The organism is Planococcus shenhongbingii (assembly GCF_030413635.1).
Lineage (GTDB): Bacteria > Bacillota > Bacilli > Bacillales_A > Planococcaceae > Planococcus > Planococcus shenhongbingii.
In genome coordinates, this window is record NZ_CP129235.1 from 3,196,201 (window position 1) to 3,211,438 (window position 15,238).

A 15,238-nucleotide genomic window follows, 5' to 3' on the forward strand; every position below is an offset into this window, starting at 1 on the left:
CAGCTATTTGAAAGGTTCCATAAAAAAACCATTTGCGTATTCGCAAATGGCCCAATTTAAACAATCATTTCTTTTCTGTCTGTTCTTCTTCAGCCAGCTTTTCTACAAGCAGCTGAATCAATCTTTTCAATTCATTGAACGTCTGCTGATAAGTGGATAAAGATCCGCCGTATGGATCGCTGACATCCGCCGCCATTTCACCGGTAAACTCTTTTAATGTATATAGTTTGCTGGCATATTCCGGATAATGCTGCAGCAGGAATTGTCTATGGGAAGCAGTCATCGTTAAGATTAATGTTGCCCATTCCATATCTTCCGACACCAATTGTCTGGAAGTATGCTCAAATGAAATTCCTTCTTCGTCCAAGACGGTTTGAGCATTGAATGACAAAGGAGCTTCTCCAGCGAAGATACCGGCTGAACGGACTTCAATTCCCGGCAATTTTTTCGCTGATAATATGGCTTCTGCCATCGGGCTTCTGCATGTGTTGCCTGTGCATACAAAGAAAATCTTCATTGTACCCCCACCTTTAGAATGATTTAGCTGAACCACTTGTGGTCAGCCGCTTTTTCCAATCTGTTCATCATGGCATCACTTCGGTTCGAAGCTGTTGAAACAGTGGCCAAAATCAAATCGGCATCCGTCTGGTCACATTTGCGCAAACTATCGTAAAGAGTTTCTGCCGATAACGGGAAATGGTAATCTGCCACTGGGAAATCGGCGGTGCTGAGAACTGCTACTTTCTTTCCTTCTTTTTGTACATGCTGAATCGCTTTTCCAACTAATGCTTCATCGTTCTCGATCAAGTAGACAGGCACATCAGGCGCATAATGTATATATTTCATCCCGGGAGATTTTGGGGCATTCCCTTGGATTTCAGAAGACAGCCGGACTGTGCCAATTACGAGTTCAAGATCTTCTTTTGTGATTTCCCCTGGCCGTAAAATAACTGGCGGTTCGCTTGTCATATCGAGAACGGTCGATTCGAGTCCGATGGTTGTCTGTCCACCGTCAAGTATAAGCGGAATGATGCCAGCCATATCGTGATAGACATGTTCTGCCAGCGTTGGACTCGGTTTGCCGCTTGTATTGGCACTTGGCGCGGCAATTGGAACGTTTACCCGTGCCAGCAAATCCAGAGCAACTCGATGATTTGGTACACGAATACCGACTGTCTTAAGATTTGCTGTAACATTCTCAGCAAAAGCGCCCGGTTTTGACTCCAGTATGATCGTTAATGCTCCAGGCCAAAAAGCATCCATGCACTGAATTGCTTTTGCCGGAACATTTTGAACCCAGTTCAAGGCGCTTTCCTTAGAATCGACATGTACTATCAATGGATTGTCTGACGGCCGCCCTTTTGCAGTAAATATCTTTTCAACGGCTTGCGGATTCGTGGCATCTGCACCTAACCCATAGACGGTTTCAGTGGGAAAGGCCACAATGTCTCCATTTCGAAGGATTTCCACAGCCTGTGAATAAGTTTCTTCTTTATTCACAGAACTATCCACAAGTACGATTTCCGTTTCCATGTGAACATCTCCTATTTTCGCTTGTTTTTTATAATTCTATCCACAAATTGTGGATAATTCATAGCGATTTGCTCACAATTTGTGAACAAGTTAATTGTTTATGCAAAAAACCATGCGGTCTTGATTGTTGATATCTTTTTTTATATACACTGTTGCATCCGGAAAAGCTTTTTTTAATAAGTTTTCCACAACCGGCCCTTGTTTATAACCGATTTCAAAGCCGACAATCCCCGGTTTATTCAGCAAATGCGGCAATTGATCTGCCATTTTTTCGTATAAAGCCAAGCCGTTATTATCCGCAAATAATGCGTTATGCGGTTCAAAATCACGGACAGTATCAGATAAATCCGCTGCTTCTTCATAGCTGATATACGGTGGGTTCGATAAAATGATATCCCATTTCTGATCACGGATCGGTTCAGTTAAATCCCCGAGCTTAAAATGGACATCTGCCTCCAGCCGATGTGCATTTTGCTTGGCCATAGTTAACGCTTTTTCCGAAATATCAGTCGCTGTGACAAGCGATCCAGGAAGCTCACATTTCATCGTAATCGCAATGATGCCGCTTCCTGTTCCAATATCCGCAACCGTCGGATATTTATCAGGGAACATCTCCTTGACCAGCCTTAAAGTTTCTTCCACCAGTTCTTCAGTTTCCGGCCGGGGAATTAAGACGTCTTCATTGACCTGAAATTTCCGGCCATAAAATTCTTCGGCTCCGGTCAAATGCTGAACAGGAATTCCTTTTGCATGCTGCTCAATTTTGCTCCAGTAGCGCTCAAATACCGCTTCATCCATTTCATCACGCATGGCAGACAGCAGGCCAGCATGTGATAAACCGAGTTCATGCTGAAGCAGGATTCGCGCGACCGCTTCTTCCCGGCCCTTGCTTTTTAAAAAAGAAGAAGCCCCGTTAAGGGCCTCATACAATCGTCTACTTTTAGTCATTGTTCAAGCTTTCCATTTTTGCAGACTGTTCTTCCACAACCAAAGCTTCGATGACTTCATCCAGCTTGCCTTGCATGATCTGGTCAAGTTTCTGGATAGTCAACCCGATGCGGTGATCCGTCACCCGGTTTTGAGGGAAATTGTACGTCCGGATCCGTTCAGAACGGTCCCCGGTTCCGACAGCAGATTTCCGCACTGCGTCATATTCAGCTTGTGCTTCCTGCTGGAATTTATCATAAACGCGTGCGCGGAGGACTTTCATTGCACTGGCTTTGTTTTTGATTTGAGATTTTTCATCTTGACAGGTAACGACCGTATTGGTCGGAATGTGCGTCAATCGCACTGCCGACATCGTCGTGTTAACGGATTGTCCGCCCGCTCCAGATGAAGCGTACGTGTCTACCCGGATATCGTTGTCGTGGATTTCCACTTCGACTTCTTCCACTTCCGGCAAACAAGCCACTGTCGCTGTTGACGTATGGATGCGGCCGCCCGATTCAGTTTCCGGCACACGTTGCACACGGTGCGCGCCGTTTTCGTATTTCAGTTTCGAATAAGCGCCTTTTCCAGTAATCATGAATACCAATTCTTTAAAGCCGCCAAGGCCAGTTGGATTGGAATCCATAATGGTCACTTTCCAGCCGTTCGATTCGGCATATCTGCTGTACATGCGGTAAAGGTCACCGGCAAATAATGCCGCTTCATCTCCACCAGCTGCTCCGCGCACTTCCATGATGACGTTTTTGTCGTCGTTCGGGTCTTTTGGTATCAATAAAATATGGAGGCGTTCTTCAATCGCCGTTAATTGCGTTTCCAAATCATTGACTTCTTCCTTGACCATTTCGCGCATTTCAGGGTCCAGTTTATCATCAAACATCGCTTTCGCTTCGTTCAATTGAGCTGTAAGTTCTTTATATTCACGGTAAGCTTCCACCGTATCCTGCAAATCGGATTGTTCTTTGGAATACTCTCTAAGTTTATTGGTATCACTGACAATTTCAGGATCGCTCAACAGTTCATTTAAACGGTCATAACGGTCTTCTACAGCTTGTAATCGATCAAACATTCCCATATCACCTCTTTTTTCTATTTTCTTTTCTTCTTCATATTGCAAGTAGGGTTGAAGAAATCGCTCCAGGCGGACGCTTTCCGCGGGTATGGCCTCAGCTTCCTCGTCGCTTCGCTCCTGCGGGATCTTCGGCTCATACTATTCCCGCTGGAGTCGCCGCCTTCCGCTCTTTCCTCTATGTTTCGTCTATACTTAAAAACTTACTTTAAGATTATCGATATGATTCTTGTAACTAAGAAATAATCAGCAAGTTATATAAATGATTCTCTCTTTTCCAAGAAGCGTATCCAGCGCAGGCGCGTCCACGGGCTAGGCGGAGCTATAAGACGAGTGTCTTTCTCGGCTTATAGCGGGAGCTCTGCCCAAAGCGGCCGAAGCGTTTCAAAAAGTTAACCTCTCTAGCCAATCTATATAAAAAACTTTTCTATTTCGAAATCGTCACACCGGCCGGCACTTCGTGGTGATGACGGCAGCGCGGTTCGTATGCTTCTGATGCGCCTACTAAAATCGTCGGGTCGTCAGAGCCAGCTGGCTTGCCGTCAATCAAACGCTGTGTCCGGCTTGCAGGGGATCCGCAAACAGTGCAAACCGCTTGAAGTTTCGTTACTTGTTCTGCAATGGACAATAATGTCGGCATCGGGCCAAAAGGGCGTCCTCTGAAATCTTGATCCAGGCCTGCTACAATGACACGGAATCCGTGATCAGCCAGTTTCTGAACATTATCTATAATTTCTTCATCAAAAAATTGAGCTTCATCAATGGCAATGACATCATATTCATCTGTGATAAACTGCCACATTTCTTTTGAATGCTCAATTGGCAAGGCAATAACAGTAGTGCCATTATGGGAAACAACCGCTTCTTCGCTATAACGGTCATCAATTTTCGGTTTAAATACAGCAATTTTTTGTTTTGCGAATTGAGCGCGCCGTATGCGCCGGATCAATTCCTCCGATTTTCCTGAAAACATACTTCCGCAGATCAGCTCTACCCAGCCTGATTGTTTCATAACGTACATAAGTGGGACCCCTTTCAAACGCTTTTTCATTATAATCATACCCAAATTTGGTTAGTAATTCTGCTTTTTTCTGCTATGTAAGGCGAATTAAACAGCTATTAAACGAAAAAATACCTGCTTGGCGTTTTCGCGCAAAGCAGGTATATTTATCAATTACTCAGCAATTTCTTCTTTTATGCCGTATTTTTTGTTGAAACGGTCTACGCGGCCATCTGCTGCAGCAAACTTCTGACGTCCAGTGTAGAATGGATGACATTCTGAGCAAAGCTCAACGTTAATGTTTTCTTTTACAGAACCTGTAGTGAAAGAGTTCCCACATGAGCAAGTTACTGTCGCTTGTTTGTACTCTGGATGAATACCTGTTTTCATAATATTTTCTCCTCCCGCCCTGAACCATCTGGAACAGAGTTTGATAATCTATTTTACTATTGCCTTACACGGCTCTTTAGGCCGTATATGCAATAGCACTGTTTTAAATCACTCTCAGTATCATAACAAATATTAGGTCATATTGCAACTATTTAAATCATCTTTTTGTTGCTGCGGTGAGCCTTCATTTCATTGTTCAATTGCTCGAAAAATTCTTCATTGGTCTTTGTTTGACCCAGCTTTTTCAAGAAGCGTTCTCCGAAATCCGGTGAATCTGAGAAGGTTTTGCGGATTGCCCACAGTTTCTCCAATTGAGCTGGATTAAGAAGCAACTCTTCTTTTCTGGTGCCCGAACGGCGGATATCCAGTGCTGGAAAAATGCGGCGCTCTGCCAAGCTGCGATCTAAATGCAGCTCCATATTGCCGGTTCCTTTAAATTCTTCGTAAATCACTTCATCCATACGCGATCCGGTATCAACCAAAGCAGTAGCTAAGATTGTCAAACTGCCGCCTTCTTCGATATTGCGGGCTGCCCCGAAAAAGCGTTTTGGACGGTGGAAAGCTGCAGGGTCTATTCCTCCTGACAGTGTACGGCCACTTGGCGGAATAACCAAATTATATGCTCGGGCCAATCGTGTAATGGAATCCATTAGAATGATAACATCCCGTTTATGCTCTACAAGGCGCATTGCGCGTTCTAAAACTAGCTCTGCCACTTTTACATGATTTTCCGGTACTTCATCAAATGTTGAAGATACAACATCTGCGTCAACCGAACGTTCGATATCCGTCACTTCTTCCGGACGTTCATCAATGAGCAGAACAATCAGCTCGGCTTCCGGGTGATTTGTGGTAATCGAGTTGGCAATTTCTTTTAACAGCATCGTTTTACCGGCTTTTGGCGGAGCAACGATTAAACCGCGCTGGCCAAATCCGACAGGCGCCACTAAATCCATGATGCGTGCAGAAAGATGTTTCGGCGTTGTTTCAAGGCGGATATGACGGTCCGGGTAAAGTGGCGTCAAGCCTGGGAAGTGGACACGTTCTTTAGCGACTTCCGGATCTTCCCCGTTTACCGCTTCTACTTGCAATAAGCCAAAATAGCGTTCGTTTTCTTTTGGCGGACGCACTTTCCCTGAAACTTTATCGCCATTCCGCAAGTCAAACCGGCGGATTTGGGAAGCGGAAATATAAATGTCCTGTGAACTTGGTGAGTAATTGATCGGACGCAAGAAACCGAAACCTTCCGATTGGATGATTTCAAGAACGCCTTCCATAAAGAAGAAGCCTTCTTGTTCTGCTCTTGTTTTTAAAATAGCAAAAATCAATTCTTTTTTCGATAATTTACTGTAATTGGTCAGCTTGTATTCTTTCGCCAAAGTGTAAAGCTCTCTCAGCGTCATGTTCTCCAAAGAGGAAATTGTTATTATTGTCATTAATTGGACACCACTCTTACTCTTTTTTTAGGGTTTCGTATGTTGAGGATCAGTCGTTGATTTGATTGGAAAGATCTTTAAAGAAGGAGTCCGGCAAGATACCGGACTCAATTTTGAAGTTGGATCATTAATCATGCATAACGAGATCTGGTTTTTTCTTCATGCTATGGCGCCCTTCAACAAAACGGACGGTGCCTGATTTCGCACGCATTACCAATGTATGGCTTTCTGCAAAACCGCCTTTTAGCTGAACTCCGCGAAGCAGTTCACCGTCCGTAACGCCTGTTGCTGCAAAGATGGCATCGTCCCCTTTTACAAGGTCTTCCATTTTAAGAACTTTGCTGACATCCAAGCCCATATCCAAGCAGCGCTGTGCTTCTTCATCTGACTGAGGCATCAACTTCCCTTGAAGTTCGCCGCCTAAGCATTTCAAGCCAACAGCCGCGATTACGCCTTCAGGGGCTCCGCCTGTGCCGAATAAAATATCAACACCGGTTTTTTCAAAAGCGGTATTGATCGCTCCTGCCACGTCTCCATCATTAATCAATTTAATACGGGCTCCTGCAGCACGAATTTGCTCAATAATGTGTTTGTGGCGCGGGCGATCCAGAATAGTTGCTACAACGTCTTCAATATCTTTGTTTTTTGCTTTCGCAACTGCACGAAGATTATCAATCACTGGTGCATTGATGTCAATTTTACCGACCGCTTCAGGTCCTACTGCAATTTTATCCATATACATATCAGGTGCATTCAATAAATTGCCACGGTCAGCAATCGCAAGAACTGCAAGCGCATTCCAGCCGCCAGCTGCTACGATATTCGTTCCTTCTAAAGGATCGACTGCAACATCCACTTCCGGTCCTTGGCCAGTCCCGAGTTCTTCTCCGATATAGAGCATTGGTGCTTCATCCATTTCACCTTCACCAATTACTACCACACCGCGCATCGGAATTGTATCAAAAACTTTCCGCATGGCACTAGTTGCCGCGTCATCCGCTTCAATCTTCAAACCGCGGCCCATCCATTTTGCCGAAGCAATTGCTGCCGCTTCCGTAACACGCACAAGTTCCATTGACAAACTTCGTTCCATAGTTTCTTTTCCTCCCGTTCAGCTGAAAATCTATACTTCATAATTGTAGCATATATCAACAAGCTGGAAAGAAGTCAGTTTGCGCTCTGTCCCAGGTCGGACTTTGCACTTGTGACCGGATCAATTGTTTCTCTGCGGATATCTGCGCCAAGCCCACGAAGCTTATTGACAATATTCGAATATCCGCGTTCGATATGATAAATTTCCCGTATTTCTGTTTCGCCTTCTGCAAGCAAACCGGCAATAACCAATGCCGCACCTGCCCGTAAATCAGAAGCCACCACAGTTGCCGATGTCAACGGAGTCGGCCCGGTAATTACCGCTGCGCGCCCTTCAACCCGTCCACTTGCATTCATGCGGCGCAATTCATCAATATGCTTGAAACGGGCCGAATAAATCGTATCCGTGATCATTGAAGAACCCGTCGCTTGCGTCATTAATACTGAAAATGGCTGCTGTAAATCCGTTGCAAATCCTGGATATACCAGTGTCTTCACATCAATTGCCTGAAGTGAGGCCGATTTTGGAATATAAATGGATTCTTCGTTTTCTTGTACATCGACTCCCATTTCACGCAATTTTGCTGTTAAAGCTTCCATATGGAATGGAATAACGTTATCAACCAGTACGCCATCTCCAATTGCAGCTGCCATGATCATGAATGTTCCTGCTTCTATACGGTCCGGGATGATTGTATGGTTTGTTCCGTGCAGCTCTTCAACGCCATCAATGCGGATTACGTTCGTACCCGCTCCTTTGATTTTTGCTCCCATGTTTGTGAGAAGCGTTGCCACATCGATAATTTCAGGTTCTTTTGCTGCGTTCTCAATAGTTGTCTGGCCTTTAGCAAGAACTGCCGCCAACATGATATTGATAGTCGCTCCTACACTGACAACATCCAGGTAGATTTTCGCACCGCGAAGTTCATCCGCACGCAAATAAATGGCACCATGTTCGTTCGTCACTTTTGCTCCGAGCGCTTCAAAACCTTTGATGTGCTGGTCAATCGGGCGAGGCCCTAAAAAGCATCCGCCTGGCAGCCCGATTGCCGCATGTTTAAAACGGCCAAGCATAGCACCCATCATATAGTAAGAAGCCCGCAGTTTTTTCACATTCCCGTTTGGCAATGGCATATCAATCATATGAGTCGGATCGATTTTCATAGTGCCATCTTCAAATGACACCTCGCCGCCGATTTCTTCTAAAATACTTTTCAGTGTCCAGACGTCAGAAATTTCCGGTAAGCCTTCAATTTGCACAGGTGAGTTCGCTAAAATGGACGCAGGAATCAATGCCACTGCGCTGTTTTTTGCCCCATTCACTTTAATCGTGCCGGATAAGCGTTTACCGCCTTTTACTTTATATACATCCATGCGATTTAATTTCTCCTTTATCCCACTTTAAATGACAGTACGACTTCCGCTTTCACGGAAATCTACTGTCTTTAAAAGTCCGATTGGTTCAACTAGCTTTCAGCTTTGCTGAAAGCAGTTTCTCTGTATTCCACTTTAAACGACAGTACGACTTCCGCTATCACGAAAATCTACTATCCTTAAAAGTCCGATTGGTTCAACTAGTGTTCAGCCAAGCTGAACACAGTTTCTCTGTATTCCACTTTAAATGACAGTACAATTTCCGCTTTCGCAAAAATCTACTGTCTTTAAAAGTCCGATTGGTTCGACTATCTAACTAAAACTAATTATCTTCACTTGCCGACAAAGGCATGTCCACGGGCTAAGCGAAGCAAGAAGACAGGCGGTCTTCCTGTCTTCTTGCGGGAGCTCTGCCCAAAGCGGCCGGAGCGACATGTAAAAGTTGATTTTTCATTTCAACATATATAGTTTTATTTTACTTCTTCTTCAATAGAGCGTTTTTCCCAGTCTGCCAGGAATGCTTCGATTCCTTTGTCAGTCAATGGGTGCTTGAACATTTGCTGCATTACTTTGATCGGCATTGTACCGATATGCGCTCCGTTCAGTGCTGCTTCTGTTACGTGCTGTGGATGGCGGATGGAAGCTGCAATGATTTCTGTTTTGATGTCATGGATAGCAAAAATGTCAGCAATTGTCGCGATCAAGTCCATGCCATTGTGTCCGATATCATCTAAACGGCCAAGGAAAGGAGATACATAAGATGCGCCTGCACGTGCTGCAAGAAGTGCTTGGTTCGCACTGAAAATCAATGTTACGTTGACTTTTGTGCCTTCTGCCGCAAGAACTGAACAAGCTTTCAAACCGTCCGGCGTCATTGGCAATTTCACGGTAATGTTAGGTGCCAAAGCAGCCAATTCACGACCTTCTTTGATCATACCTTCTGCATCAAGTGCGATAACTTCCCCGCTGATTGAGCCATCAACAAGTGCTGCAATTTCTTTTAAACGGTCGTGGAAAGAAACATTTTTTTCTTTCGCCACTAGAGAAGGGTTTGTCGTTACACCTGAAAGAATCCCCCATGAGTGTGCTTCTTTAATCTCTTCGAAGTTTGCTGTATCGATAAAAAATTTCATCTTCTTTTCCTCCTAGTTATGTGGAAAAAAGAGAAGAGACCCTTCGGACGCTTCTCTCTTTCATCCAGTATTGTTGTTATTAAGCTTTTCCTGAGCTGCCGAATTCACGCATTTTCCCAATGACAGTCGCTTTGATCGCTTCACGGGCTGGCCCCATATATTTACGTGGGTCGTAAACATCCGCATCCTTATTCAATACTTCACGGACCGCTTTCGCTGAAGCAATCTGGCTTTCCGTATTGACGTTGATTTTCGCTGTTCCTAAAGAAACCGAACGCTGAATATCTTTTACCGGAATTCCTGTTCCTCCGTGCAATACAAGTGGGACATCACAAAGCTGAGAAATTTCTTCCATCTCTTCGAAGCCTAAGTTCGGTTCGCCTTTGTATGGTCCGTGGACAGACCCAAGAGCCGGCGCCAGGCAATCAATGCCAGTTTCTTCAACCAATTGCTTGCATTCTTGAGGGTCTGCATAAATTACGCCATCTGCAATAATGTCGTCTTCTTGTCCACCGACAGTTCCTAATTCCGCTTCCACGGATACATTATGTTTATGTGCATATTCCACAACTTGTTTTGTGATTTCAATATTTTCTTCAAACGGGTGATGAGATGCATCAATCATGACAGAAGTGAATCCAGCATCGATAGCTTCTTTACATTTTTCAAAGCTGGAGCCGTGGTCTAAATGAATAGCCACTGGAACTGTAATTTTGTAATCGTGCATTAAGCCCTTCACCATATGTACCACTGTAGTGAATCCGCCCATATAACGAGCTGCACCTTCAGATACCCCTAAAATAACAGGAGAATTTTCTTCTTGTGCTGCCTGTAAAATCGCTTGAGTAAACTCAAGATTATTTAAGTTAAATTGTCCGATTGCATAACCTTCTTGTTTCCCTTTTATCATCATTTCTTTCATTGAAACTAACGGCATTACAAAATTCCTCCTCAGCTGTATATTACCCAAATATCCTTTTTACTATACCAAAAACAGCATGCTTTCGCTACTTTCGTGTGTATCAGTCTCTTAACAATTGCTTTACAGCATCGCGTATTTCAAATACATCAAATGGTTTTGTGAAATAACGGGCTGCTCCGCTGTCAATCGATTCTTCAATCAAATCAAGTTCGCCATATGCCGTCATCATGATTACATGTATCTCTTTCTGTAATTCCTTCAAGCTTTTCAAAATTTCAATGCCATCCATTCCCGGCATTCTCATATCCAACAATACCAGATTCGGCTGTGTTTCCATCGCTTTTTGTATGGCTTCTTTGCCGTTTGCAGCCATTAAGGTATGGAAGCCTTCCTTTTTAAATACTTCATTCAATAAAAGTCGGATGCCTATCTGGTCATCTACGATCAATACCGTTTTCAAGAGGAGCCATTCCCTTCTTTTTTCCAGCTTCAACGTACCTTTTCATTCTACTAGACAATGGCGCTCTTTTCTACATCCCAGTACCTTCTGCTATAATCTGTTTATGAGGTGAAAGAAATGAAAATGTTAACAACCCAATTAAGCGGCTTATTTCAGCGGCTTGCCCAGCAAGAAGAAGCGATTGAAGATACAGCTCGTGTTCTTGCCCAAGCAGCCATCGGCGAAGGAACTATCTTCATTGCCGCATTCGGTGAAATGAAAGCAGTGGCTGCCAGTGCAGCTGAAGGAATTGAACCGCTCCAAAGCTGTGCCCGGTGGCAGCCGGACAGTGTTATTACCAGCGCCGACCGTGTATGGATTCTTGCGAAAAACAATGAAGGCGACGAACTCGCCGGACGATTAAATGATGCCCACCTGCCATTTGCTATGCTAACGGCAGAGAATCGTAATAATGAAATGGAAGCGGATGCCTTTATTTCATTGAAAATCGACAAAGGCCTGCTGCCGGCAGAAGACGACAGCCGGACAGTGGTGCCCCATGCAATGGGCGCGTTATTTGTTTATCATGCAGTCAAAATGGCCATCGATGAAATGCTGGCTGAGTAATGAAGTTCTAACAAACCGTTTGCAGAATGAAACTTTAGACAGTCAAAATGTCGAGAAAGTTGAAAATCGTTTTAGCTTTCATCACTTAATCGATATTTCGCCAACCAGCTCCGCTTGCCGCAGGCGTCTCCGCTGGTTGGCTCCATATCTAGAGAGCAAGCACAAACATTAGAAAGCTTTCCAAAACAATCACAATTTTAGAGAATCTCTAGAAGTGGCAAAAGGAAGCTGAATGCAGCGGAAGGCGGCGAAGGGCAAAAATGTGCTCTTGTTTCTGCATCGCTCCGCTAGCTTCGAAACATGAAAGGGCGTTGCAGCGCCAAGCGCTTCGTCGCAGGAGCACACGGTCTTCGCTAGCGAGCGAGGAGGCTCAGGCCGCACCCCGCGAAAAGCGTCCGCCTGAAGCGAAATGGAAGAGCATAGAAGTTTCTCGACAGTCAAACCGTTTACAGAGTGAAACTGTAAAACGGTTTTGGTTTATCAAACTGACGTTTAAGTTCGCCGTGATTTAAAATTTGCAACCGCTTGATGAATCAAAGCTGAATCCAAAATAAAAACCTTCCTGCAATAAAAAAGCAGGAAGGTTTTTCAACGTGATTATTTATTTTTTATTATCCAACTGCAATTCATGGGTTTAAGAATCTGAATTAAGATTGAACCGGCACTTCTGCATTTTTCAATGAAGCATGTACAAACTCTCTGAATAGAGGCTGTGGACGGTTCGGGCGTGAAATGAATTCCGGGTGGAATTGGCAAGCCACAAACCAAGGGTGGTCAGCAAGCTCAATAATTTCAACCAAACGGCCATCCGGGCTAGTGCCTGAGAATTTAAAGCCAGCTGCTTCAAACTGCTCACGGTATTCATTATTAAATTCATAACGGTGGCGGTGGCGTTCATAAACCAGCTCTTCACCATACGCTTCGTATGCTTTTGAACCGATTTCCAATTTAGCAGGATACAAACCTAAACGAAGTGTTCCGCCCAAATCTTCAACATCTTTTTGTTCCGGCAGCAAATCGATGACCGGATAAGACGTTTTCGGGTTCAATTCAGAAGAATGCGCGTCTTCAAAATTCATGACGCTGCGTGCAAACTCAACAGAGGCCAATTGCATGCCCAAGCAGATTCCGAAAAACGGAACGTTGTTTTCACGGGCATATTTAGTTGCAACAATTTTTCCTTCGACACCGCGGTCTCCAAATCCACCAGGAACCAGGATGCCGTCGCAGTTGCCCAATTGCTCAGCAGCATTTTCCTCATTGATGTATTCAGCGTTGATCCAATTCACTTCGATGTCGGCATCATATGCAAATCCAGCATGTTTCAATGCTTCAACAACAGAGATGTAAGCATCTTGCAATTCAACGTATTTCCCGACTAATCCAATACGCACTTTTTTGGATAAGGATTGAACTTTTTCTACAAGAGCCGTCCATTCTGTCATATCGGCTTCCGGAGCTTCAATTCCAAAATGGTCAAGAACGATTTGATCCATATGCTGCTCTTTCAAACGAAGCGGCATTTCGTAAATTACGTCAACATCGCGCGATTCAATAACTTCTTCCGATTTAATGTCGCAGAACAAAGCAATTTTATCTTTCATGTCTTGAGGTACAGGATGTTCTGTGCGGACAACAATCAGGTTAGGCTGAATTCCAAGACTGCGCAGTTCTTTTACGCTGTGTTGAGTCGGTTTTGTTTTCATTTCTTTAGCAGCGCCAAGGTAAGGGATCAGTGTACAGTGGATGTACATGACTTCGTCGCGGCCAAGGTCTGAACGCATTTGGCGGATAGCTTCAAGGAATGGAAGGGATTCGATGTCGCCGACAGTTCCGCCGATTTCAGTGATGACTACGTCTGCTTTTGCTGATTTCGCAGCGCGCAGCAAGCGGTCTTTGATTTCATTTGTGATATGCGGAATGACTTGGACAGTTCCACCCAAATAGTCGCCGCGGCGTTCTTTTTTAATGACAGTGGAGTAAACTTTCCCTGTCGTTACGTTAGAGTATTTGTTCAAATTGATGTCGATAAAACGTTCATAATGGCCAAGATCCAAATCCGTTTCCGCGCCGTCGTCTGTTACGAAAACCTCTCCGTGCTGATATGGACTCATCGTGCCTGGGTCAATATTGATGTATGGGTCAAATTTCTGGATGGTAACGTTCAATCCTCTGTTTTTCAATAAACGGCCTAATGATGCTGCTGTAATTCCTTTGCCCAAAGACGACACAACGCCTCCGGTTACAAAAATATACTTTGTCATGCTTGTTTCCTCCTTCAATTTAAAAAAATAAAAAGCGCCCCGCCTGCACTGTGCAGAGGGAGCGCGTAAACTGTACGATTCATCTCTCCTATTTTAAGGAGCCCAATAAAATCTTATCCAGTCTAGCCGCTTAAGTCAAGGTAAAAAATTGTTCAGACTACTTAAGGTCGTCTTCTAAGTCGTCCTCTTCTTCTTCATCATCGATAATGTTGCCGTCCAGGTCTTCGACCAATACATCCACGTCTACCTCATCATCGTCATCGTCATCTACATCCACATCGAAATCAATGACTTCCGCTTCTTCGTCTTCGACTGGCGGAATGACCAATACTTCATCATCTTCATCGTCGTCTTCGTCATCCACTTCATCAAAGTCGTCAAATTCCAATTCATCTTCGAGTTCGAGATCCATGTCATCGAAGTCCTCGTCGCTGGATACTTTCGTTTTCTTCTTGCGTGCTTTAACCGTTGGTGCGGATTCTTCTTCAATTTGCTCTACTGGATACCATTCACGAAGTCCCCAGCGATTTTCACCCAATATCAAGAATCGGCCATCAATGTTCATGTCTGTGTAAAACTGAACAAGGCGCGCTTTCATATCTTCTTTCGATAAACCGAGTAATGCTTCAATTGCTGAAACAATCTCCGAATAAGTTTTAGTTTCATGTGTTTCTTCTAAAATTGCATAGGCTAAGTCGACAAACGACTCTTCCACTAATTCATCTTGTGATAATTCACGGATATTCAATCTGTGCACGTCCCTTCTTCTATCTTCAACTTTATTCATTATATACAAAGTAGGTGCACTCCGCTACCGTGTTTTCTTTTTTCTGTCAGTAAGCTGTGTCCAGCCAAAATAAAACAAATAAAATGACAGGATCAAAAAAGGAATTGATGCAAGTGCTTTATTGTACAGAAATAAAGTAAATACGATGCAGAGGATGATGATTATGTAATGGAAGTATTTAGACATAGAGTATCATCCTTTGCTGTGGCTACATTGAACTTTCTTCT

General features: G+C 44.1%; 15 protein-coding genes. 1 reads left to right on the top strand and 14 read right to left on the bottom strand.

Features of this window, described 5'->3' with window-relative positions; all coding sequences use genetic code 11:
• Window positions 1–64: 64 nt before the first annotated feature.
• The 12 genes from QWY16_RS15475 to QWY16_RS15530 all read right to left on the bottom strand — a co-directional run bounded on the left by QWY16_RS15475 (window position 65) and on the right by QWY16_RS15530 (window position 11,354).
• On the bottom strand, window positions 65–517 hold the full coding sequence (locus tag QWY16_RS15475) for a low molecular weight protein arginine phosphatase (RefSeq protein WP_300990124.1): 453 nt from the start codon (window positions 515–517) through the stop codon (window positions 65–67).
• 23 nt (window positions 518–540) lie between these two features.
• The gene (locus tag QWY16_RS15480; RefSeq protein ID WP_300990125.1) at window positions 541–1,533 is read right to left on the bottom strand and encodes an L-threonylcarbamoyladenylate synthase; all 993 of its coding nucleotides are present in this window, start codon (window positions 1,531–1,533) and stop codon (window positions 541–543) included.
• A gap of 90 nt (window positions 1,534–1,623) precedes the next feature.
• Window positions 1,624–2,481 (bottom strand): peptide chain release factor N(5)-glutamine methyltransferase, encoded by an 858-nt coding sequence (gene prmC, locus QWY16_RS15485; protein ID WP_300990126.1) that lies wholly within the window; start codon window positions 2,479–2,481, stop codon window positions 1,624–1,626.
• Window positions 2,474–3,547, bottom strand: coding sequence for a peptide chain release factor 1 (gene prfA, locus QWY16_RS15490; protein ID WP_300990127.1), 1,074 nt, complete (start codon window positions 3,545–3,547; stop codon window positions 2,474–2,476). Before prfA ends, prmC begins: the two co-directional genes overlap by 8 nt.
• 427 nt (window positions 3,548–3,974) lie before the next feature.
• The gene (locus QWY16_RS15495) at window positions 3,975–4,568 is read right to left on the bottom strand and encodes a thymidine kinase (RefSeq protein ID WP_300990128.1); all 594 of its coding nucleotides are present in this window, start codon (window positions 4,566–4,568) and stop codon (window positions 3,975–3,977) included.
• A 153-nt stretch (window positions 4,569–4,721) separates the two neighbouring features.
• Window positions 4,722–4,937 carry a 50S ribosomal protein L31 gene (gene rpmE / locus QWY16_RS15500; RefSeq protein WP_300990129.1) on the bottom strand — a complete coding sequence of 72 codons (216 nt, stop codon included), beginning with the start codon at window positions 4,935–4,937 and terminating at the stop codon, window positions 4,722–4,724.
• Window positions 4,938–5,089: 152 nt separating this feature from the next.
• Window positions 5,090–6,373 carry a transcription termination factor Rho gene (gene rho / locus QWY16_RS15505; RefSeq protein WP_300990130.1) on the bottom strand — a complete coding sequence of 428 codons (1,284 nt, stop codon included), beginning with the start codon at window positions 6,371–6,373 and terminating at the stop codon, window positions 5,090–5,092.
• Window positions 6,374–6,500: 127 nt separating this feature from the next.
• The gene (gene glpX, locus QWY16_RS15510; protein WP_300990131.1) at window positions 6,501–7,466 is read right to left on the bottom strand and encodes a class II fructose-bisphosphatase; all 966 of its coding nucleotides are present in this window, start codon (window positions 7,464–7,466) and stop codon (window positions 6,501–6,503) included.
• 74 nt (window positions 7,467–7,540) lie between these two features.
• Window positions 7,541–8,839, bottom strand: a complete 1,299-nt coding sequence (murA, locus tag QWY16_RS15515) for a UDP-N-acetylglucosamine 1-carboxyvinyltransferase (RefSeq protein WP_300990132.1) — start codon at window positions 8,837–8,839, stop codon at window positions 7,541–7,543.
• A 470-nt stretch (window positions 8,840–9,309) separates the two neighbouring features.
• Window positions 9,310–9,972 carry a fructose-6-phosphate aldolase gene (fsa, locus tag QWY16_RS15520; protein ID WP_300990133.1) on the bottom strand — a complete coding sequence of 221 codons (663 nt, stop codon included), beginning with the start codon at window positions 9,970–9,972 and terminating at the stop codon, window positions 9,310–9,312.
• A gap of 79 nt (window positions 9,973–10,051) precedes the next feature.
• On the bottom strand, window positions 10,052–10,909 hold the full coding sequence (locus QWY16_RS15525) for a class II fructose-bisphosphate aldolase (protein ID WP_300990134.1): 858 nt from the start codon (window positions 10,907–10,909) through the stop codon (window positions 10,052–10,054).
• An 85-nt stretch (window positions 10,910–10,994) separates the two neighbouring features.
• Window positions 10,995–11,354: a response regulator gene (locus QWY16_RS15530; protein ID WP_300990135.1), complete on the bottom strand. Its 360-nt coding sequence runs from the start codon at window positions 11,352–11,354 to the stop codon at window positions 10,995–10,997.
• Window positions 11,355–11,471: 117 nt separating this feature from the next.
• Here QWY16_RS15530 and QWY16_RS15535 point away from each other — a divergent pair, with 117 nt between their 5' ends.
• Window positions 11,472–11,960, top strand: a complete 489-nt coding sequence (locus QWY16_RS15535) for a DUF2529 family protein (RefSeq protein ID WP_300990136.1) — start codon at window positions 11,472–11,474, stop codon at window positions 11,958–11,960.
• Between the two features lie 647 nt (window positions 11,961–12,607).
• Here QWY16_RS15535 and pyrG read toward each other — a convergent pair.
• Both pyrG and rpoE read right to left on the bottom strand, forming a co-directional pair.
• A complete protein-coding gene (gene pyrG, locus QWY16_RS15540) occupies window positions 12,608–14,224 on the bottom strand; it encodes a CTP synthase (RefSeq protein WP_300990137.1) in 1,617 nt (538 codons plus the stop codon).
• A 157-nt stretch (window positions 14,225–14,381) separates the two neighbouring features.
• On the bottom strand, window positions 14,382–14,972 hold the full coding sequence (gene rpoE, locus QWY16_RS15545) for a DNA-directed RNA polymerase subunit delta (protein WP_300993474.1): 591 nt from the start codon (window positions 14,970–14,972) through the stop codon (window positions 14,382–14,384).
• Window positions 14,973–15,238: the final 266 nt, after the last annotated feature.